The sequence below is a fragment of the Amycolatopsis sp. VS8301801F10 genome (assembly GCF_046195355.1).
Taxonomy (GTDB): domain Bacteria; phylum Actinomycetota; class Actinomycetes; order Mycobacteriales; family Pseudonocardiaceae; genus Amycolatopsis.
Genome location: NZ_CP176065.1, coordinates 2,066,002 through 2,086,304, shown reverse-complemented (window position 1 = coordinate 2,086,304; position 20,303 = coordinate 2,066,002). Strand labels below are relative to the sequence as shown.

General features: G+C 69.8%; 17 protein-coding genes. 10 read left to right on the top strand and 7 right to left on the bottom strand.

All coding sequences use genetic code 11. From position 1 onward, the window contains the following. Positions 1-30 precede the first annotated feature (30 nt). From F9C11_RS10070 to F9C11_RS10045, 6 genes are all read left to right on the top strand, one after another. Positions 31-717, top strand: coding sequence for an HAD family hydrolase (locus tag F9C11_RS10070; RefSeq protein WP_409184601.1), 687 nt, complete (start codon positions 31-33; stop codon positions 715-717). Positions 718-761: 44 nt separating this feature from the next. Further along, complete coding sequence (gene cysS, locus F9C11_RS10065; RefSeq protein WP_409184600.1) at positions 762-2,147, top strand: cysteine--tRNA ligase; 1,386 nt, start codon at positions 762-764, stop codon at positions 2,145-2,147. Between the two features lie 30 nt (positions 2,148-2,177). After that, the gene (gene rlmB / locus F9C11_RS10060) at positions 2,178-3,134 is read left to right on the top strand and encodes a 23S rRNA (guanosine(2251)-2'-O)-methyltransferase RlmB (protein ID WP_409184599.1); all 957 of its coding nucleotides are present in this window, start codon (positions 2,178-2,180) and stop codon (positions 3,132-3,134) included. Positions 3,135-3,173: 39 nt separating this feature from the next. Then, the gene (locus tag F9C11_RS10055) at positions 3,174-3,845 is read left to right on the top strand and encodes a TetR/AcrR family transcriptional regulator (RefSeq protein WP_409184598.1); all 672 of its coding nucleotides are present in this window, start codon (positions 3,174-3,176) and stop codon (positions 3,843-3,845) included. Between the two features lie 811 nt (positions 3,846-4,656). Next, the gene (locus F9C11_RS10050) at positions 4,657-6,090 is read left to right on the top strand and encodes an MBOAT family O-acyltransferase (protein ID WP_409184597.1); all 1,434 of its coding nucleotides are present in this window, start codon (positions 4,657-4,659) and stop codon (positions 6,088-6,090) included. 202 nt (positions 6,091-6,292) lie between these two features. After that, positions 6,293-6,658 carry a hypothetical protein gene (locus tag F9C11_RS10045; protein WP_101437200.1) on the top strand — a complete coding sequence of 122 codons (366 nt, stop codon included), beginning with the start codon at positions 6,293-6,295 and terminating at the stop codon, positions 6,656-6,658. Positions 6,659-7,754: 1,096 nt separating this feature from the next. Here F9C11_RS10045 and F9C11_RS10040 read toward each other — a convergent pair. The 6 genes from F9C11_RS10040 to F9C11_RS10015 are packed head-to-tail and all read right to left on the bottom strand — an operon-like array spanning position 7,755 to position 13,772. Continuing rightward, positions 7,755-8,405, bottom strand: coding sequence for a class II aldolase/adducin family protein (locus tag F9C11_RS10040; protein ID WP_409184596.1), 651 nt, complete (start codon positions 8,403-8,405; stop codon positions 7,755-7,757). Next, positions 8,406-9,854 (bottom strand): FGGY family carbohydrate kinase, encoded by a 1,449-nt coding sequence (locus F9C11_RS10035; protein ID WP_409184595.1) that lies wholly within the window; start codon positions 9,852-9,854, stop codon positions 8,406-8,408. After that, positions 9,851-10,891, bottom strand: coding sequence for a 2-hydroxyacid dehydrogenase (locus F9C11_RS10030; protein WP_409184594.1), 1,041 nt, complete (start codon positions 10,889-10,891; stop codon positions 9,851-9,853). The genes F9C11_RS10035 and F9C11_RS10030 overlap by 4 nt, the downstream gene beginning before the upstream one ends. Before the next feature lie 53 nt (positions 10,892-10,944). Continuing rightward, on the bottom strand, positions 10,945-11,400 hold the full coding sequence (locus F9C11_RS10025; RefSeq protein WP_409184593.1) for a ribose-5-phosphate isomerase: 456 nt from the start codon (positions 11,398-11,400) through the stop codon (positions 10,945-10,947). Next, positions 11,400-13,085 carry a dihydroxyacetone kinase family protein gene (locus F9C11_RS10020; RefSeq protein ID WP_409184592.1) on the bottom strand — a complete coding sequence of 562 codons (1,686 nt, stop codon included), beginning with the start codon at positions 13,083-13,085 and terminating at the stop codon, positions 11,400-11,402. Before F9C11_RS10020 ends, F9C11_RS10025 begins: the two co-directional genes overlap by 1 nt. A 3-nt stretch (positions 13,086-13,088) precedes the next feature. Beyond that, positions 13,089-13,772: an HAD family hydrolase gene (locus tag F9C11_RS10015; RefSeq protein WP_409184591.1), complete on the bottom strand. Its 684-nt coding sequence runs from the start codon at positions 13,770-13,772 to the stop codon at positions 13,089-13,091. 102 nt (positions 13,773-13,874) lie between these two features. On the opposite strand from F9C11_RS10015, the gene F9C11_RS10010 reads away from it, so the two are divergent. The 4 genes from F9C11_RS10010 (at position 13,875) to F9C11_RS09995 (ending at position 18,132) form a co-directional block, all read left to right on the top strand. Next, positions 13,875-14,486: a histidine phosphatase family protein gene (locus F9C11_RS10010; RefSeq protein WP_409184590.1), complete on the top strand. Its 612-nt coding sequence runs from the start codon at positions 13,875-13,877 to the stop codon at positions 14,484-14,486. 7 nt (positions 14,487-14,493) lie between these two features. After that, positions 14,494-15,288, top strand: coding sequence for a DeoR/GlpR family DNA-binding transcription regulator (locus F9C11_RS10005; RefSeq protein WP_409184589.1), 795 nt, complete (start codon positions 14,494-14,496; stop codon positions 15,286-15,288). 76 nt (positions 15,289-15,364) lie between these two features. After that, positions 15,365-16,696, top strand: coding sequence for an MFS transporter (locus F9C11_RS10000; RefSeq protein ID WP_409184588.1), 1,332 nt, complete (start codon positions 15,365-15,367; stop codon positions 16,694-16,696). Beyond that, entirely contained in the window at positions 16,693-18,132 is a 1,440-nt protein-coding gene (locus F9C11_RS09995) for an FGGY-family carbohydrate kinase (RefSeq protein ID WP_409184587.1), read from the top strand. Before F9C11_RS10000 ends, F9C11_RS09995 begins: the two co-directional genes overlap by 4 nt. Before the next feature lie 490 nt (positions 18,133-18,622). Here the strand turns inward: F9C11_RS09995 and F9C11_RS09990 are convergent, their stop codons facing one another. Next, complete coding sequence (locus F9C11_RS09990) at positions 18,623-20,290, bottom strand: hypothetical protein (RefSeq protein WP_409184586.1); 1,668 nt, start codon at positions 20,288-20,290, stop codon at positions 18,623-18,625. Positions 20,291-20,303: the final 13 nt, after the last annotated feature.

The following is a 20,303-nucleotide window of genomic DNA, read 5'->3' as shown; positions in this document are numbered from 1 at the left end:
CGCACCCGGCCCGCCGGATAAGGTTGGCGCGTGGCCATCAACGCGGTGTTGTTCGATTTCTCCGGCACTCTTTTCCGGCTTGAGCAGCAGGACGGCTGGCTCGACGACGTACGCGACGACGACGGCGAGGCGCTCGACTTCGAAGCGCAGACCGAGCTGATGCGGCGGATGACCGCGCCGGTCGAGCAGTCCGTCGAACTGGACGAGGAGCACCTGCACGCCTGGCACAACCGCGACCGCGATCCGGAACTGCACCGGAAGGTGTACCTGGAGGTGCTGCGGCTGTCCGGCGTTCCCCGCCGCGACCAGGCCGAGGCGCTGTACCAGCAGCTCATCACGCCGGATCAGTGGACGCCGTACCCGGACACCGAGGCCGCGCTCAAGGCGGTCGCGAGCAGCGGGCGCAAGGCGGGCGTGCTGAGCAACATCGCGTTCGACATCCGGCCCGCGTTCAGCCAGCGCGGCTGGGACGCGCACGTCGCCGAGTTCACCCTGTCCTTCGAGGTCGGAGCGGTGAAACCGGAGCCGGAGATCTTCCAGGCGGCGATCGAGCGGCTCGGCGTGCGCGCCGAGGAGACGCTGATGGTCGGCGACAGCGAGGAGGCCGACGGCGGCGCCCGGGCGCTGGGCTGCCAGTTCGCCCTGGTGGACCCGCTTCCCACGGCCGAACGACCGGACGCGCTGCTGGGCGTGCTGCGGGAGCACGGCGTGCTCTGACGTCCTGCGACGTCTCCCACAGTGCTCCCGGTACCCTTTACCTCGTGGCTTTGCACCTGTACGACACCGCGACCCGTGCCCCTCGGGAGTTCACTCCCGTCCGCAGCGGAACGGCGTCGATCTACGTGTGTGGGGCCACCGTGCAGGGAGTACCGCATATCGGGCACGTCCGCGGCATGCTGAACTACGACGTGCTGCGCCGCTGGCTGCTCCACAGTGGACTCGACGTGCTGCTGGTCCGCAACGTCACCGACATCGACGACAAGATCCTCACCAAGGCCGCCGAGGCCGGACGGCCGTGGTGGGAATGGGCGGCGACGCACGAGCGGGCGTTCGAGAAGGCGTACGCGGACCTCGGCTGCCTTCCGCCGTCGGTCACGCCGCGCGCGACCGGGCACGTCACGCAGATGGTCCAGCTGATGGAGCGGCTGATCGAAGCCGGGCACGCGTACGCCGTCGACGGCGACGTGTACTTCTCGGTGAAGTCGTTCCCGGAGTACGGCTCGCTGTCCGGCCAGCAGCTCGACGAGGTCCAGCAGGGCGAGACGCCCACCCGCGGCAAGCGTGATTCGCGCGACTTCACCCTGTGGAAGAGCGCGAAGCCGGGGGAGCCGTCGTGGCCGACGCCGTGGGGCGCCGGACGGCCGGGCTGGCACCTGGAGTGCTCGGCGATGGCGACCAACTACCTCGGCGCCGAGTTCGACATCCACGGCGGCGGCGTCGACCTGGTGTTCCCGCACCACGAGAACGAACGCGCGCAGTCGAACGGGGCGGGCGACGGGTTCGCCCGCTACTGGCTGCACAACGCGTGGGTGACCATGTCCGGCGAGAAGATGTCGAAGTCGCTGGGCAACACGGTCGCGATCCCGGCGATGCTCGAGCGCTACCGCGCGCCGGAACTGCGCTACTACCTCGTGCAGCCGCACTACCGGTCCACTGTCGAGTACTCCGACGGCGCGGTTTCCGAAGCCGCCCAGGGCTACCGGCGGATCGAGGCGTTCCTGCGCCGGGCGGAGTCGGCCGGTTCGGTTCCCGTGGGCGAGGTCCCGGCGGAATTCGCCGCGGCGATGGACGACGACCTGGCCACCCCGGCCGCGTTCGCCGTGGTGCACAACACGGTCCGCGACGGTAACGCCGCCCTCGACGGAGGCGACACCACGAAGGCGCTCGAATTGGCCGGCACGGTCCGCGGGATGACCGGTGTGCTCGGCATCGACCCGCTGTCGCCGGACTGGGCGGACGGCGGCTCGGACACCCCCGTCCGCGAAGCGCTGGGCACGCTTGTGGAAGCCCTGCTGGCCGAACGCCAGGAGGCCCGTGCTGCGAAGGACTTCGCCCGCGCGGACGCCGCCCGCGACCGTCTCGTGGCGGCGGGGATCGCGGTGGAAGACACCCCGAACGGTCCGCAGTGGACGGTCAGGAACTCCTGACCTCCTCGCGGCAGCAGAGATTGAGGACTCATGGCAGGCAACTCACAGCGCAAAGGTGCCATCCGGAAGGCCGGCACCAAGAAGGGTGCCGTCGTCGGTTCGGGCGGGCAGCGGCGCAAGGCGCTCGAGGGCAAGGGCCCGACGCCGAGGGCTGAGGACCGGCCCGGGCACAAGGCGTACCGCGCTGCCAACGCCGCCACCAAGCGCGACCAGGCCCGGCAGAAAAAGGCCGACCGGCCGGAGCTGATCGCCGGCCGCAACCCGGTCGTCGAGGCGCTGCGCGCGGACGTGCCGGGCACGGCGCTGTACGTCGCGCTGAACATCGACATCGACGACCGGGTCAACGAGGCCGTCCGGCTCGCGGGCGACAAGGGCATCTCGATCCTGGAGATCCCGCGCGAGGAACTGGACCGCAAGACCAACCGCGCGATGCACCAGGGCCTCGGCCTGCAGGTGCCGCCGTTCGAGTACGCGCACCCGGACGACCTGATGCAAGCCGCGCGCGACTCGGGCAACACCCCGCTGTTCGTCGCGCTGGACGGCGTCACCGACCCGCGCAACCTGGGCGCGGTGATCCGCTCGGCCGCGGCGTTCGGCGCGCAAGGCGTGCTGCTGCCGGAGCGTCGCAGCGCCGGAATGACCGCGGTCGCGTGGCGCACGAGCGCGGGCACCGCGGCGAAACTGCCGATCGCGGTCGCCACGAACCTCACGCGCCAGCTGCGCGCGTGGGCGTCGGACGGCCTGATGATCGTCGGCCTCGACGCCGACGGCACGGTCGACATCGACTCTCTCGACCTGGCCGCCGACCCACTGGTCGTCGTGCTCGGCTCGGAAGGCCGCGGCCTCTCCCGACTGGTCCGCGAAACGTGCGACGCGACGGTGTCGATCCCGATGGCGGCCGGCGTGGAATCGCTGAACGCCTCGGTCGCCGCCGGAGTGCTGCTGGCCGAGGTCGCCCGCCGCCGCCGGATCGCCGGACGCGTCTGACGTTTCCGGCGGAAGCGCGGGCCTGTTATCGTCGATAACATGCCTGCCGACGCCCGCGCCCGCATCATCGAGGCCGCCCTGAACCTGCTGGCCACCGAGGGCCCGGACGCGGTGTCGACCCGCGCGGTCAGCTCCAAGGCAGGCGTCCAGCCGCCGACGATTTACCGCCTTTTCGGGGACAAGGACGGCCTGCTCGACGCCATCACCGTCCAGGGCTACGCGGATTATTTGGAAGCGAAAACCGCCCAGCCCCCCGCCGAGGACCCGCTGGAGGACCTGCGGCGGGGCTGGGACCAGCACCTGGAGTTCGGCCTGGCCAACCCCGCGCTGTACCGCCTGATGCTCGCCCGCCCCACCCCTTCGCCCGCGTGGGAGAAGGCCCTGGAAATCCTCGCGTCCCGAGTCAGCCGCGTCGCCTCCGCCGGACGACTCCGAGTGCCCGAACCCCTCGCCGCGGCGTTGCTCCACGCCGCCGGCTCGGGGGCGACGTTGAGCCTGATCTCGACGCCACCGGAATCCCGCGACCTGACAGTGTCAGTCGCGGCCCGAGAGGCGGTGATCGCCGCGATCAGCACGGATCGGCCGGTCTTCCGAACACCGGGCCCCGCCGCGGCGGCGACGGCTTTGCGCGCGGTGTTGCCGCAGGTCACGGGGTTGAGTGGGGCGGAGAAGGCGTTGATGGGCGAGTGGCTGGACCGGATCACCGACTGAGCCTGACTGAGACTGACTGCGAATGCCTCGGCCTCGGTTCGGGGCTTTGTCCGGCCTAGCTCCTCTTGGGCGCGCGCATCAGGCTGGCCTTGCCCGCGGTCGCACCCCACCAACCCGGCCCGCGATCACAACGCCCCAGATCTGCCGCGCTCGCACCTCGCCGCCCGGGCTCACGCTCACCACCCCGCGCACATCTCCCACAACCACCCTCGCTTGCAACGCCCTTGAACCACCCGCGTTGCACCTCGCCAAACCCATCCGCGCTCGCTCCTCGCTGACCCCGCCGGGCTTCCATCTCGCGCCCCACCCAGCGCCCACATCTCCCCTGCCCCACCCGCTCCCATCTCGCCACCCACTCCCATCTCGCCAACCACTCCCATCTCGCCAACCATGCCCACGCCGCCCTCCCCGGCCCGCCGCGCGCTCACACCTCGCCAACCATGCCCGCGCCGCCCTCCCCGGTCCGCCGCACGCTCACATCTCGCCTACTCCAACCCGCCTACTCCAGCCCGCCTAGCCACCCGCCTCACCGCCGGATTCCTGCCGGTCTCCCGCAAAGCCGCTGACCCCTCCGGATTCCCGCACGCATCCCCCTCCGCCCCAGCCTCGCCGCCGCCTCCCGCCGAATCCCGGCACGCCGAAGCTCCCGCCCTTCCAGAACCCCTCGTGCCCCCGGTCCCCCGTCGCGAAGGGCGAAATCCCCCCAAATCCGTCACCGACCGTAATTCGCGCTGTGATCCGTCGGGCATCGCCCCGCGGAGCCACCCGCTCGGGCTAAGGTCTCCTCCGGAACCGAGGGGGTCCGTCACCGATGTCGTTCGTTTCACCGCTGTTCTTGTGGTACTTCATGCCCGCGGTGCTGATCGCGGTCCTGGTGTGCCCGCGCAGCTGGCGCAACGGCATCGTCGCGGTCGCGAGCCTGCTGTTCTACACGATCGGCGCCGGCCCGTACCTGTTCCTGCTGCTGCTTTGCATGGCGGTGAACTTCCTGGCCGGCCCGGCGCTGGAGCCGAGTCCGTGGGACGTCCGCGGCACGCGCCGGAAGCGGATCCTGATCGGCGTCATCACGCTCGACGTCCTCGTGCTCGTCATCTGGAAGTACGCCGGTTTCGCGACGCAGCAGATCGCCGCCGTCGCGCATTGGTTCGGCGGCGACCTGGGCGTCGCGAACATCGTGGTGCCGATCGGCATTTCCTTCTACACCTTCCACCACATCTCGTACGTGGTGGACATCTACCGCGGCGAGCGGCACGCACTGCGCAACCCGGTGTCGTTCGCCGCGTACATCGCGATGTTCCCGCAGCTGGTGGCGGGTCCCATCGTGCGGTACCGGGAGATCGCCGACCAGCTTCCGCAGCGTCGTTCGCATCGGCTGGACGACATCGCCGCGGGCTTCCCGAGGTTCGCGCTGGGCCTGTGCAAGAAGTCGATCATCGCGGACTCGCTCAGCCCGATGGTCGAGGCCTGCTTCTCGACCCCGGCCAACCAGATGACGTTCACGACGGCCTGGCTCGGCGCGATCGGCTACACCCTGCAGTTGTTCTTCGACTTCTCGGGTTATTCGGACATGGCGATCGGCCTCGGCCGCATGCTCGGCTTCCGGCTGCCGGAAAACTTCGCCCGCCCGTACTCGTCGGTGACGATCACGGAATTCTGGCGCCGCTGGCACATGTCCCTGTCCCGCTGGTTCCGCGACTACGTCTACATCCCGCTGGGCGGCAACCGTTCGGGGGCCGGAAAGACCTACCGGAACCTGTCGATCGTCTTCGTGCTGACCGGTTTCTGGCACGGCGCGCAATGGACGTTCCTGATCTGGGGCTGCTACCACGGCGCGCTGCTGGTCATCGAACGCCGCTTCAACCTCGGCGACGCCCCGTCCAGCCCAGCCGCCCGCATCGCCCGCCGCCTGCTGACGCTGATCCTCGTCGTGTTCGGCTGGGTCTTCTTCCGCTCCGCCGACCTCGGCCACGCGTTGTCGATGATCGGCCACATGCTGATCCCGGACTTCGGCGGTCTCGGCGACGTCGTGGAGAGCGCGCTGACGAACCAGCGCATGGTGATCCTGCTGCTGGCGCTGATCGTGTTCATTCTCCCCGCGCACCCGGTGACCGGCCCGCTGCTGGAATCGTCCCGAAGCCGCGGAGCGACCGCACTGCGCATCGGGGTCATGACGGTGGGCCTGGTGTACGCGGCGATCCTGGTGGCCACGGGGACTTTCAGCCCGTTCCTGTACTACCAGTTCTGATCTGGCCTCGGCGCGGGATATTCAGGTCGGAAGCACAGACGTCGTCTTCAAGGGGAAATACCGCGCCGCTTGACGCGGAATCGGGGCCGTTAGCTGCCTGTGCCGCCGCGGGAGTGCGGTGGCACCGACCTGGCGAGAACGCTGAGGCACCCCGTGCGTCGCAGGTAAGCTTCATCCGTTGCCGAACGGAAGGCCCGGACCAATGACCGACCCGACCGAGCCGCCAGACCTGGCTTCGACCCCGAACGTCATCCCGTACGTCGACCCGCACGACGGCCCTCGGCGGTTGCTCACGATCGACATTTCCACGCACATTTTCCACGCCGGCGCGTACATCCCGTTCGCGGGCATCGACGGCCGGCAGTACGTCGTTTCCTGGGGTGCGGTGTCGTTCGAGATTCCCGCTGACCGCAACGTTCATGTCAGCGTGCACCTGCAGAGCAACGGCGGGGCCGGGTACACGCCGTCGCCGTTCGCGTCGATCATTCTGTACCCGAACCCGCTGCCGCAACGACTGGCGACCCAGTTCGCCCGGGCGGGCATGGGGGCGCTCGTACCGCTGCCGTAAGCCGCTCCCGAATCGGCGGAAAGGTGAACACGGAGGGGGAAGTGATGGGATATCCCGGCATGCCCGGACAAGCGCGGATCCCCGCACTGGTGCTCGCGGGAGTGCTCGGACTCAGCGAGATTATCGTGCTGTGAGCCGAAACCGCCACCATGATCAACCGTAGTTGGGAGAGCGGGGGTTACGTGCGTCCGCTGCTGGCCGTGCTGAGTATCGCAGCACTGGCCGGAGCGGCACTGCTCGCGACCCGCGGTCCGCGCCCGGCGCGCTTCCTCGTGGTGCCTACGGTCGTGCAAGCGGTGGTGGCGATTGTTTCGTTGTCACGCTTGCTTCCGCGGCACGTACTCGCCGTCGTGGAAACTCAGACGGGAATCGCCGCCATCGTCGCTGGACTGGCAGCGATCGCGATGCTGCTGCCTCCGGTCGCCAAACTTCTTGCGGGCGCGCGACCTGCCGGGCCGGGCTACAGCCCAGCGTCCTGGACGGCCCCGGGCCCGCAGCCCACGCCGCCCGGTTACGCCGGGCAGGTTCCGCAAGCGTGGCAGGCTCCGCAAGCCGGGCAGGTTCCGCAAGCCGGGCAGCCTCCGCAAGGCGGGTATGCGCCTCAGCCGGGCGCGGGGTATCCGGGACAGCCCGGAGTTCCCGCTCAGTCCGGAGTTCCCCAGCAGCCCGGAGTTCCCGAGCAGCCCGGGATTCCGCCGCAACCGTGGACGCCAGCCCAACCTTGGCAGCCAGCACAGCCTTGGCAGCCGGTGCAGGCTGGCCAGCCGGTGCAGGCTGGCCAGCCAGTGCAGGCTGGGCAGCCGGTGCAACCTGGGCTGGGGAATCCCTTGCCGCAGAACAGTTACCCGCCGCAAGCAGCCCCACCGCAGCCCGCATACCCGCCACAGCCTGAGTATCCGCAGCAACCTGGATACTCGCCACAGCCCGGGCACCCGCAGCAGCCCGGACACCCGCCACAGCCCGGGTATCCACAGCAGCCCGGATACCCGCCACAGCCCGGGCACCCGCAGCAGCCCGCGTATCCGCCAGGGCAGCCTGGGTATCCCCCACAGCAGCCTGACCAGCCAGGCGGGCCGCCACCCTCGTCTTGATCAGATCAACGTTGGCCGTATCCCTTCAGTTTCTCCACCACGTGCTCGATTTCCGCGGGCGGCAGCAGCGTCGGACTGCCGGCGGACCGAGCCGCCAGCCACACCTGGCAGACCCACTCCAGTTGCTGAGCCCGGCTGTACGCGCTCGACAGCGAGTCGCCATAGGTGATCGTGCCGTGGTTTGCCAGGAGGCAGCCGCGGCGGGCGTCCAGGGCTTGCAGCATGGCGTCGGCTAGCTCGGTGGTGCCGTAGGTCGCGTACGGGGCCACTCGGGCCGTGGGTCCGATCGCCGCGAGCATGTAGTGGATCGGCGGGACTTCAGTGACCAAAGTGGACACTGCGGTGGCATGCACCGAATGCGTGTGCACGACCGCGTTCACCGGGGCGGATTCCGGGTCGGTGGCGCGGGTGTACACGGCCAGGTGCATCGGGAGTTCGCTCGTCGGCTTCAGGGCACCGTCCGCGAGCTTGCCCTCGAGGTCCACCACCGGGATGTCGGCCGGGGTGAGGGCGGCGTAGTCGACACCGGTCGGGGTTACCGCGACCAGGTCGCCGGACCGCGCGGACACGTTGCCGGACGTGCCGACGACCAAGCCGTCCGCGGTCAGCCGGCGGGCGTACTCGCACACCGCGGCACGCTCGTTCTCCAGGATCATTCACAGCCTCCACAGTCCGCGCGCGGCAGACAGGGAAGTCTGATAGTCGGCGTAACCGCGCTCGTAGTCAGCCACATTTTCGGGCCGGGCCTCGACTGTTCGCGAGTTCGCGGCCCAGCGATCCCGATCGTACGGCGTTCCCAGCGCGTCCGCGGCGGTCAGCACGGCACCGCGGGCGCCGACGCCGGGATCGCTCGGGATCACGACCGGACGGCCGAGTACGTCGGCGAAAATCTGCAGCCATTCGGGCGAGCGGACTCCGCCGCCGCAGGCGTAGAGCTGTCCCGACAGCCCGGCTGCTTCGAAGCAATGCCGTGCGGCGTAAGCGATTGACTCGCACAGCGCCCGGACCAGGTCGGCTCGGCCGGTCTCCAGGCTCAGCCCGGAGAATTGTGCGCGCGCTCCCGCGTCGACGAAGGGCGCGCGTTCACCGGAAACTGAAAGGAACGGCAGTGCGCGCACCCCGCGAGCGCCTGGTTTGCTGCTCGCCAGCAGCGGGTCGATTTGCTCGACGCTGATGCCCAGCAACTCGCAGACCCAATCGATCCCGGCCGTACCGACCATCGCGGGCATTGCATGCAAGTACTCGTGCTCGTCGGGCGTGCACAGGAACATGCCCGCCGGTTCCGCTTCGGGATCGAAAGTGGGGTCGGAGGTGAGCACCTGGCAGGCGAGCGTGGTCCCGGCGGTGAGGATGCCGTCGCCCGGTTTCCGAACGCCAGCACCGATTGCGCTGGCTGGCAGGTCGAACGGCCCCGCGGTGACCGGCAATCCCACCGGCAGCCCGAGCAATTCGGCCCCGCGCCGGTCGAGCCGGAACACCGATTTCGCCGGAGCCGGCTTCGCGAACAAGGAACGGCGATGCCCCAGTCCGCAGGCCTCGATCGCCCCGTCGTCGTAGTCGCGGGTGGCCGGGTTCAGGAACGGCAACGACGCGTCCGAGACGTCGACGGTGATCTCGCCGGTGAGCCGCTGCAACACCGCGTCCACGCAGTATCCGGCCACCGCGGCGCGGTCGAGTACCTCGGGCTCATGAGTGTCCAAATAGGACATGATGGCCGCGGTGCAGCCGGGGAACATGCCGGAACCAGTACGCCGGAAGACTTCCGCGGTAACGCCGTCGGCCTGCCATTTCGCGAGCACCGTGTTCGCCCGGCCGTCGAGCCAGGAAATGGCCGGGTGCATCGCGTTGCCTGCTTCGTCGCGGAGCCAGAGCCCGTCTCCCTGCCCGGTCAAGGCCAACGCGGACACCGGCTCGGGCAGCGCGGCCGCGACCTCGCGCACTACAGTCGCGACCGTGCCGACGACCTGGTCGAGGTCCTGCTCGACCCGGCCGCCCGGAAGGTGGTGCACCTCGGACGGCGTGCACGCGCTCGCGATGGAGCTGCCGTCCTCGTCGAACACCACGGCCTTGGTGAGCGACGTCCCGATGTCGACCCCGACAATCACGGCCGTCGCTCCAGCACCTCGGGATTCGCGAGGTTGGCCAGCTGCTCGCCGCGCGCGTACCGGCCGACTTCCGCGGCGACGATCGTGGCCGCCCGCTCCGCCGTCTGCTTGCTCGCGCCAGCGAGATGCGGGGTCGCGATCACGTTGGGCGCGTCGCGCAGCGCCCAGTCCGCCGGCGGCGGCTCGACGTCGTACACGTCGAGGGCAAGCGCGCCGAGCCGACCGGAACGCAGGGCTTCGGGCAGCGGCGCGTAGTCGAGCAGGCCGCCGCGAGCGGTGTTCACGAGGACCGCGCCCTCCGGCAGGAGGGCGAGTTTGCTCGCGTCGATGAGGTGCCGGGTTTCTTCGGTGAGCCGCGCGTGCAGGCTCACGACCCGGCTCTGCCGGAGCAGCTCGTCAAGCTCGACGAGCCGCGCGCCGTCGGCCTCCACCGCGGCACGGTCGGCATACGGGTCGGCTACCAGCACGTTCGCTCCGAACGCGACGAGCACCTTGGTGACCCGGGACCCGATCGCGCCGTACCCGACGAGCCCGACCGTGGTGCCGCCCAGCTCCAGTCCGGCCTGGTCGTAGGCGTAGTAGTCGCCGCGCCAGGTGCCGGCGAGCAGTTCGGCCGAGGACGTCGAGATCCGCCGCATCGCGGCGAGGATCATGCCGACCGCGAACTCGGCCGCCGCGCCCGCGTTGCGGCCCGGCGCGTAGGTGACGACGACTCCGGCCTCGGTGGCGGCGGCGAGGTCGACGTTCACCGGCCCGCCGCGGCACACCGACACGAGCTTGAGCTCCGGCGCGGCGGCGAAGACCTTCTTGGTGAACGGAGCCATCTGCGTGACGACGGCCTCGGCACCGGCGAGTGCCTCGATCACCTGGTCCTCGGTACCGCTGGCCTCCAGCACGTTGCCGACCGGCCCGAACGGCTCGACCGGCCACGGCAGCGTCAGCTCGGCGACCTCGTGGTCGCCGCCGAGTTCCGCGCGGACGGCTCCAGCCAGCAGGCCGGGGCTGACGAAGTGGTCTCCCGCAGCGAGAATGTGCAACTCTGCTCCCTCACTCGCTCTGTGCCGATTGTGCGCCACGACGGACGCCTTGGTCAGTGGGCGTTCTCGTATTCGGTGATGTGCGCGACCTTGGTCGCGCTGGCCGACGCCGGGTCGAACCGGTATCCGACCCATTCGCCCACGATCTTCTTCGCCACCTCAGGGCCGATCGCGCGCGCTCCGAAGGTGATCACCTGGCAGTCGTTCGATTTGATCGACCGCTCGGCGGAGTACGAATCGTGCGCGACCGTCGCCCGCACGCCGGGCACCTTGTTCGCCGAGATCGCCATGCCGATGCCGGTGCCGCAGACCAGGACGCCGCGGTCCGCTTCGCCGCGGGCGATCGCTTCCGCCGCGGCCAGCCCCAGCAGCGGGTACGCCCGGTCGTCCGACTCGTCCGGGACGCCGAGGTCGGTCACCTCGGTGACTCGTTCGTCGGCCCGCAACAGGTCGCGCAGCTGATTCTTCAGTTCGACCCCGGCGTTGTCCGCCGCCACCACGATGCGCATCAGTCCGCGCTCCTTTCCAGCTCCTCGCCGACAGCCGTGACCAGCAGCGAGAACGACACCGCGCCCGGGTCCGAATGACCCTCGCTCCGTTGCGCGAGCCGCGCCGCGCGTCCCTTCGCCGGACGCAACTGCGCGGTCTCCCGCGCGGCCACGGCCGCGGCTCCAGCGGCTTTCCGCCATGCCTGCACTACTTCCGAACCCGTCTGCTCCCGCAGCGTGGCCCGGAACGGCTCGATCGCGTCGAGCATTGTCTTGTCGCCCAGTTCGGCCTTGCCCAGCTCGCAGAACGCGCGAACCGCACCGTCAACCGCGTCGGCGAGCATTGCCGTCGTGATGTCCTCGGCGGCGGCACCGCTCAGCCCGGCACCGGTCTCCGCCAGCAGCACGCCGTACAGCGCACCGGAGGCTCCGCCAGCCGCATCGGCGAACGCCGTACCGGCTGCCAGCAGCGCACCGGAGACCGTGTCCGGTTCGCGCCGCGCGGCGGCGACCGCGGCACGCATCCCACGGGTCATGCCGAGCCCGTGGTCTCCGTCCGCGGCTACCGCGTCGAGCCTGCCCAGTTCAGCTTCGTTTTCCTCGATGCTGCGCAAAGCCGCGGTGAGAACCCGGTCGACCACGCTCGTCCCCGGCTCCTCCGCGGTCAGCAATTCGTCCACTGTGGACTCAAGCTCGACCGTGGTCAGCTCGGCGCCGCTGGTGCGGTAGCCCGGGGTGTCGCACGGCGCGGCGTACAGCTCGGCCAATTCGTCGTCCAGCACCAGGATCGACAGCGAGACCCCGGCCATGTCGAGCGACGTGACGAACTCCCCGACCTCGGAATGCACCGGGCTGAGCCCGGCTCGCGCCAGCCGTTCGTGCACCCGGGTGTAGGTGACGAACATTTCCTCGTATTTGGTGCGGCCGAGCCCGTTCACCAGCACGACCACGCGGCCGTCGCCCTCCGGCAGCTCCGGCAGGAGACCGTCGACCAGTTCGTCGGCCAGCTCCTCCGCGGACAACCGGCCCACCGTGCGCACGCCTGGTTCACCGTGAATTCCGAGGCCCAGCTCCATTTCCTGGTCCGCGACCGTGAACAGGGGCGCGTCCGCGCCGGGCAGCGTGCAGCCGCCGAACGCGACGCCGAACGTCCGCGTGCGAGCGTTCGCCTTCGCCGCGACCTCGTAGACCGCGTCGAGGTCGTAACCGCGTTCCGCCGCCGCGCCCGCGATCTTGAAGACCAGGAAATCGCCCGCGACCCCGCGCCGGCGCTCCGGTTCAGTCGCCGGACCGCTCGCGATGTCGTCGGTGACCAGGATGGTGCGGCTCGGGATGCCCTCCGCCGCCAGCCTGCGGGCGGCGAGTCCGAAGTGGAGCACGTCGCCTTGGTAATTGCCGAAGCCGAAGAGGACGCCAGCGCCGTTGTCGGCCGCCCGCGCCGTGCGATAGACCTGCTCGGCACTCGGGCTCGTGAACACATCGCCGACGACCGCTCCGTCCGCGAGGCCAGGGCCGACAAGACCCGCGAACGCCGGGTAGTGCCCGCATCCGCCGCCGATCACGACCGCGACCTTCGGGCTCGCCGGAGCCTCGCGGCGCACGACGCCGTAAGCGTCCGGCACCTTCCGCACCGTACGGCCGTACGCGGTGACGAACCCGTCCAGCCACTGCCGTTTGAACGTGTCCGGGGAACCCAAGGTGGTCATGGTTCAGTCCTTCGCAGCCACCGGCTCGCCGGCCAGATAGGCCAGGAGCTTCAGTCGGACGTCGTCGTTGCTCTCGGCCACCGCGCTGGCCAGCTCCAGCGCGTCCGGCTTCGGCGGGTACGTCGGGTTGGGCAGCGCGATCACGGTGAGCCCGGCCGCGGCCGCCGCCCGGATGCCGTTGCTGGAGTCCTCGACCCCGAGGCATTCGCTCCCCGATTTGCCGAGCCGGGCCGCCGCCTCCAGGTACACGTCCGGGTTCGGTTTGCCCCGCGCGACCTCGGCGCTGGACACCGTCGCGGTGAACTCGCCGGTGAGCTGGTGCTTTTCGAGCACCGCGTCGATCACCCGGCGGGCCGCCGACGACGCGAGCGCGACCGGGACCCGCTCGCTGACCTCGCGCACCATCTCCCCCGCGCCGGGAAGCAACGGAGCCTCGCCCGCGTCGATCGAGGCGATCATGCCGTCGACCACCGCGCGTTCCACCTCGTCCGCCTGGTCCGGCACCCCGCACCGCCGCGCGAGATAGCCAGCCCATTCGGGCGCGCTCATGCCTTGTACCGAGGCCGTGTCCTCCGCCGTCCACTCGACCTGGTGGCGAGCGGCGAAAGCGACCCAGTTCTCCTCCCAGAGGTGTTCACTTTCCACCAGGACACCGTCCAGGTCGAACACCACCGCGTCGAGCGTCATCCACCAGATCCCTTCAGAGAGCGAGCCCGTTTCACACGAGCAATGTTAAGTTAACAGAGACGATGAGAAGTTCGCAAGAGTGTTCACACCAGGAGGGCACTAGTGGGCGCACGGCTGCTGCTGGCCAGGCACGGACAAACCGAATGGCACGCGGAGAACCGCTACGCGGGCACCAGCGAGGTGGCGCTGACCGAGGAGGGGATCCGCCAGGCGGAGGCGCTGGCAGCGTACGCCCGCCGGGTGAAACCGGACGCGCTGTTCTGCTCGCCGCAACGACGTGCCCGGCGCACGATCGAACCGGCGGCGCGGGCGCTCGATCTGGTCCCGGAAATCGTTCCTGACCTGCGGGAAACCTATTTCGGGATCGCCGAGGGCCGCACCCGCGACGAGGTCCGCGAGACCAATCCCGACGCGGTCGAACGCTTCCTCGCCGATCCGATCGCCGGCGCGTTCCCCGGTGCCGATGATCCAGCCGAAGCGGCCCGGCGCGGAGCCAGCGCGATCCGCGCGATCGCCGCCGCGACCAGCGGAACCGCCCTGGTCGTCGCGCACAACACGCTGCTGCGGCTCACGCTCTGCCAGCTGCTCGGCATCCCGCTGTCCCGCTACCGCACCGTGTTTCCCCGCCTGGACAACGCGGCCGTCACCGAACTGGAGGTGAGCGGTGACCGAACTGCCCTGGTGCGCTTCAACCTCCCAGTGGAACCGCGATAATCACGGCATGTCGAGCGAAAAGCCTGCCGCCCACCCCCGCGAGAACCGTCAGCAGAAGCTGACCGACCACGTGTTCCGGCAGGGTTCGGCGACCATCGGCGAGCTTGTCGACCTGCTCGGCGTCAGCATGATGACGGTGCACCGGGACATCGACGAGCTGTCCCGGCGCGGCCTGGTCCGGAAGTACCGCGGCGGGGTCTCCGCGATGCCGTCGACGGTGTTCGAGAGCAACGCCGAATACCGGATGAACGCGCACGTCGACGCCAAACGGGTGATCGCGATGCACGCGGTGGAGCAGGTCGAGCCCGGCATGTCGGTGCTGCTCGACGACTCCACGAGCGCTCTCGCGCTGGCCAGGCTTCTGGTCGACGTGACGCCGCTGACCGTGGCCACGAACTACCTCGCCGCGATCGACGTGCTCAAGAACGTGCACGAACTGCGGCTGATCTGCATCGGCGGCGACTACTCGCCCACTCACGATTCGTTCCTCGGGATGCAGAGCATCGAGTCGATCGAGCGGCTCTCGGTGGACATCGCGTTCGTGTCGACCTCGGCGATGAGCACGTCGATGAGCTTCCACCAGGAGCCCGAGATCGTGATGATCAAACGGGCGATGCTGGCCAGCGCGCGGCACAAGGTGCTGCTGATGGACCACAGCAAGATGAAGCGCACGGCGCTGCACCGGCTCGCGCCGCTGGACGACTACGACCTGCTGATCGTGGACGAGGGCGCCGATCCGCACTACGTCGACGAGATGCGCAGCCGGGTCGAAGTGCAGGTCGCCGAAGACCCCGATAACTGATCAACTTAATAACACACTTGCGTGCGAAGTTCACACGGTTCATGATACGTTCGATCTCGACGTCATGGAGGCGTGTATGAACGAGTCGGCAACAGCGGAGTTGCCCAAGTCGGGCTTCGGGCGCTTGCTCACGAAATGGGGGCTGCCCGCGCCCCTGTTCCTCGGGTATGTCGGACTGCTCCTGTTCATGATCGGCGACGGAGTGGAGTCCGGCTTCATCGCGCCGTACATGGCGGGCAACGGCGCGGGCACGGAAATCAAGGCGTCGTACGTGATCACCGTGTACGGCGTCGCCGTGATGCTGGCGTCGTGGCTGTCGGGCGCGCTGTCCGAACTGTGGGGGCCGCGCCGGGTGATGGTCGTCGGCCTGGTCATCTGGCTGGTGTTCGACGCGCTGTTCCTGACGCTCGGCCTCGCCGGCGGGAACTACGCGGCGATGCTGATCTGCTACGGCATCCGCGGATTCGGCTATCCGATGTTCGCGTTCGGGTTCCTGGTGTGGATCACCGCGGTGGCCCCGGTCGCCCGGCTCGGCGCGGCGGTCGGCTGGTTCTACTTCGCCTTCACCGGTGGTCTGCCCACGCTCGGCGCGCTGGTCGCGAGCTTCACCAACCCGCTGTTCGGCCACTACGGCACGTTGTGGGTGGCGGTCGTGCTGCTCGGCGTCGGCGGGCTCGTGGCGGTGCTCGGCGTCCGGCAGCGCACGGGATACCGCAGGCTCGCGCCGCCGGACGTGAAACCGGTGCAGAGCCTGGTGTCCAGTGTCTCGATCGCGTGGAAGAAGCCGCGGGTCGGCGTCGGCATGATCGTGCGGATCATCAACACCGCGCCCGAATTCGGCATGCTCGTGTTCTTCCCGACGATCTTCATCTCCCAGATCGGGTTCGGGGAAAGCCGCTGGCTGCTGCTCGTGTCGGTGATCTACGGAACGAACATCTTCTTCAACCTGATCTTCGGCGTGCTGAGCGACCGGATCGGCTGGCGCACCACGATTTTCTGGTTCGGCGCGATCGGCTGCGCGATCTCGATCCTGCTGCTGTACTTCGTGCCGGTCGCGATGGGCTCGCAGTACTACTGGCTCGCGCTGATCGTGGGTGCGCTCTACGGCGCGACGCTCGCCGGGTTCGTGCCGATCTCCGCGCTGCTGCCGTCGCTGGCCCCGGAGCACAAGGGCGGCGCGATGGCTCTGCTGAACCTCGGCGCGGGCGCGGCGGCGTTCGTCGGACCGGCGATCGTGTCGCTGTTCCTCGGACCGGCCGGTGCCGCCGGAGTCGTCATCATCTTCGCCGCGCTGTACCTGGTGGCCGCGGTGCTGGTGCGATTCCTGAAGCTGCCGGAGGAAACCGAGAAAGCACTGGCGAACGACGGCAGTCTGCAGGATGTCGAAGAGAGGGTCAGCACGGCGTGAACGAGCAGGTCTCGGTCGGCATCGACGTCGCCACCGCGGGGGTTCGCGCCTTCGCGGTGCGCGGCGGCTCGGTCCTCGCCACCGCATCGGCGTCGCTGCCGGCGCCGGTGCGCGCGGACGGTGGCCGCAGCGAACAGGATCCGTCGGCGTGGTGGCCCGCGGTCGGTTCGGTGCTGAGCGAGGTCACTGCCGCGTTGCCCGGACGCGGCGCGGAAGTCGCGGCGGTGGCGATCGCGGCGACGTCCGGAACGATCGTCGGCGTCAACGCTGCCGGTGAACCGGTGACGCCCGCGTTGATGTACGACGACCGGCGCGGCGCGGATTACAACGCGAAAGCCGCGGAACTCGGCGCCGGACGGTGGCGGAAACTCGGCTCGGGTGTTTCGCCGACCGCGGCGCTCGGCCGGATCGCCTGGCTGGCCGAACACACCGAGGCGATCGCTGTCCGGCACACGCCGGAGATGATCGCGGCGAAACTGACTGGACATCCGGTCGCGGCGGATTGGTCGCACGCGCTCAAAAGCGGGTACGACCCGCTGGATGAGGAATGGCCAACCGAGGTCTTCGCCGGATTGGGCGTGCCGGACGGGATGCTGCCGCCAGTGGTCGCGCCGACGAGCGTGCTCGGCGAGGTTTCGGTGCCGACAGCCGGATTGCCCGCCGGATGTCTCGTGGTGGCGGGCATGACGGACGGATGCGCGGGCCAGTTGGCCGCGGGCGCGGTCGAACCGGGACGGTTCGTGGGGATTCTCGGGACCACGTATGTCTTGAAGGGCGTCACGGAGTCGTTGGTGCCGGATCCCACTGGAGTCATGTACAGCCACCGGCATCCAGACGGCTGGTGGTTGCCCGGCGGTGCTTCGAACACCGGTGGCGAGTCCGTTTCGGACAGTCCCCGGCTGGCCGAACTGGATGCCGCCGCCGCTGCCCGCGGTCCGGCCGACGTGGTGGCGTTCCCGTTGCGGCGCAAGGGAGAACGTTTTCCCTTCGCGCACGGTGAGGCGGAAGGTTTCGTTCTCGGAACCCCGGCTGACGAGGTCGAGTTGCATCGGGCTCGCCTGGAAGGAGTCGCTTTCCTGGAACGACTCGCGCTGGACCACTTGCGACGGCTGGGAGTTCCGGTCCGAGAACCACTCCTCGCGGCGGGCGGTGGCAGTAAGAGTCCTTTGTGGACTCGAATCCGAGCGACAGTCAGTGGGCTGGGACTGCAGGTGGCCCCGCAAGCAGAAACGGGATACGGCGCGGCTCTCCTCGCAGCGGCGGGGTGCACCCCGGGCGGGTTGAGTGCGGTGTGCGAGGAGATGCCGGTGGGGTCGCTCGTCGAACCGGAACCCAGTGAGGCGTCGGCGATGACGGCTTCGTACCGGCGGTTCTGCCGTGAGTTGCGAGACCGCGGCTGGATTGACGACGAACTGTTCGCGGTGGCGGCGGGGTGATGCTGCTGGGGAAGTGATGAGACGAGGCGGCCCAGCAGTCTGATGGGTTTCGAGCGGCTGTGAATTGGGTGAGTCGAGGCTTGCGGGGTTGGCTGGGCTAGCGGACCGGACTTGCGCGGCGGATTGGCTGGCTTGCTTGCCTGGGGTGTGCGCGAGGCTGCTGACCTGACGCTGGCGCAACTGCGGCCAACAGGCTTGCGGGCTTGCGGGCTTGCGGGCTTGCGGGCTTGCGGGCTTGCGGGCTTGCGGGCTTGCGGGCTTGCGGGCTTGCGGGCTTGCGGGCTTGCGGGCTTGCGGGCTTGCGGGCTTGCGGGCCCACGGCCCACGGCCCACGGCCCACGGCCCACGGCCCACGGCCCACGGCCCACGGCCCACGGCCCACGGCCCACGGCCCACGGCCCACGGCCCACGGCCCACGGCCCACGGCCCACGGAGAGGATAAGCCTTGCGGGGCAATAGAGAACCCCCCGCAAGGCCGGAATCTGCGTGGCTAGGAGCGGCCTGCGCGGGGGCGGCCGGGGCGGCGGCCGTTGCCATTGCTGCGAGGGGGAGTCGGCGCGGAGGGCTTGGCGGGTTGCTGCGGGTCTGCCGGTGACTGGGCGTCCGGAGTCGCGGCTGGGCGTGGGGTCGGCTGGGGCAAGGGCGGGGTGGGTGAGTCAGTCGGCGAGGGAGCGTTGGTCGGCGAGTTGGATGCGGGCTGCGAGGTGGCTGCGGGCTGCGAAGGTGCGTCAGTCGCGGAAGACGCCGGGGGCTGCGAGGAGGTAGTCGGCGAGGGAGCGGGAGTCTTCGAGCGCGCATCACTCGGCGAAGAGGCGGGCGCTGCGGAGGCGGCTTCCTCCTCCTGCGTACCTAGGAACCGCAGCGCTTCCTGGACTGCCTCGTTTGTGGCGGCGATTCGGTCGGCGACCTTGGTGCGCAGGTCGAGGGCCAGGGTGCGCGATTCGGTGGCTTCGGTCTGCTTCTGGAGGGCGTCGGCGAGGGCGGTTTCCGCTTGGGCCTTCTTGATGGCGATCTCTTCCGACGCTCGACGGTCGGCCTCGGCTCGGGCTTGGGCGGCTTTTGCTTCCGCGGCGGCGTCGGCTTCGGCGCGGGCTCGGGCGGATTCCTCGTCAGCGGCTTGGCGGGCCGCTGCGGCTGCGGCGTCTGCCTCTGCGCGGGCTCGGGCGGCGGCTTCGTCGGCTTCGGTGCGGAGGCGGAGGGCTTCCGCGTCCTTCTCGTCTCGGATGCGGCGGGCTTCTGCGTCGGCGGCTAGGCGGGCGTGCTGGGATTCGGCGTCTGCCCTGGCTCGGGCTTCGGCGGCTGCCTCGTCGGCCTGGGTGCGGGCGGCCAGGGCGGCCTGATCTGCTTCGGCGCGTGCCGCGGCGGCGGCCTGGTCTGCCTCGGCACGGGCGCGGTCGGCGGCTTCGGTTCGGGACGCGATCTCAGCGTCGGCGGCCGCGGTGCGCGTGGCGATGTCCTCGTCGGCGGCCGCCGTCCGAGTCGCGATGTCCTCGTCGCAGGCCGCAGTTCGCACAGCGATGTCTTCGTTGCCCGCTTTAAGCCGTGCTTCCAAATCCGCCAAGCGAGTCGCGATCTCCTCGTCCGCGGCCGCCGTGCGGGTTGCGATGTCCGCTTCCGCAGCGGCGATCCTCGCCTCCAGATCCGCCTCTCGCGCGGCCAAATCCTTCTCCGCCGCCGCGACCCGGGCGTCCAAGGCCTCCGAGCGCGCGGCCAAGTCCGCGTGGGTCTCCGCGAGCAATCGCTGGCGTTCCGCTTCCGCTTCTTTCGCCGCTTTGTCCGCTGCCCGTTGGGTTTCGTGGGCGTAGCGGTCCGCTTCGGCGCGGGTTGAGGTCGCGTCCGCTTCCGCGGCGCGGCGCAGGTCGGCGATTTCTTCCTCGGCCAGCTGCACCATCATCCGCACGCGTTCGGAGATCGCGCCGGCGCCTGCCGGGCTCGAGGTGACCCGGACTAGCGCCGCCTTTGCTTCCGACAGCTCTGCTTGGGCGGTCGTCAGGGCCTTCGTGAGTTCGCCCGCCGTGGCCACCGCCTCGTCGCGGCCGTGGGAGGTCGTCTTGAGTTCGCTGGTCAGCTGGGCGATGCGGGCGTCGACCTGGTGCGGGTCGTATCCCTTCCGGGTAACAGCAAAGGCGGGGTGCTGCGGCTTCTCGGGCGCGACCATCGGGCCACCTTAG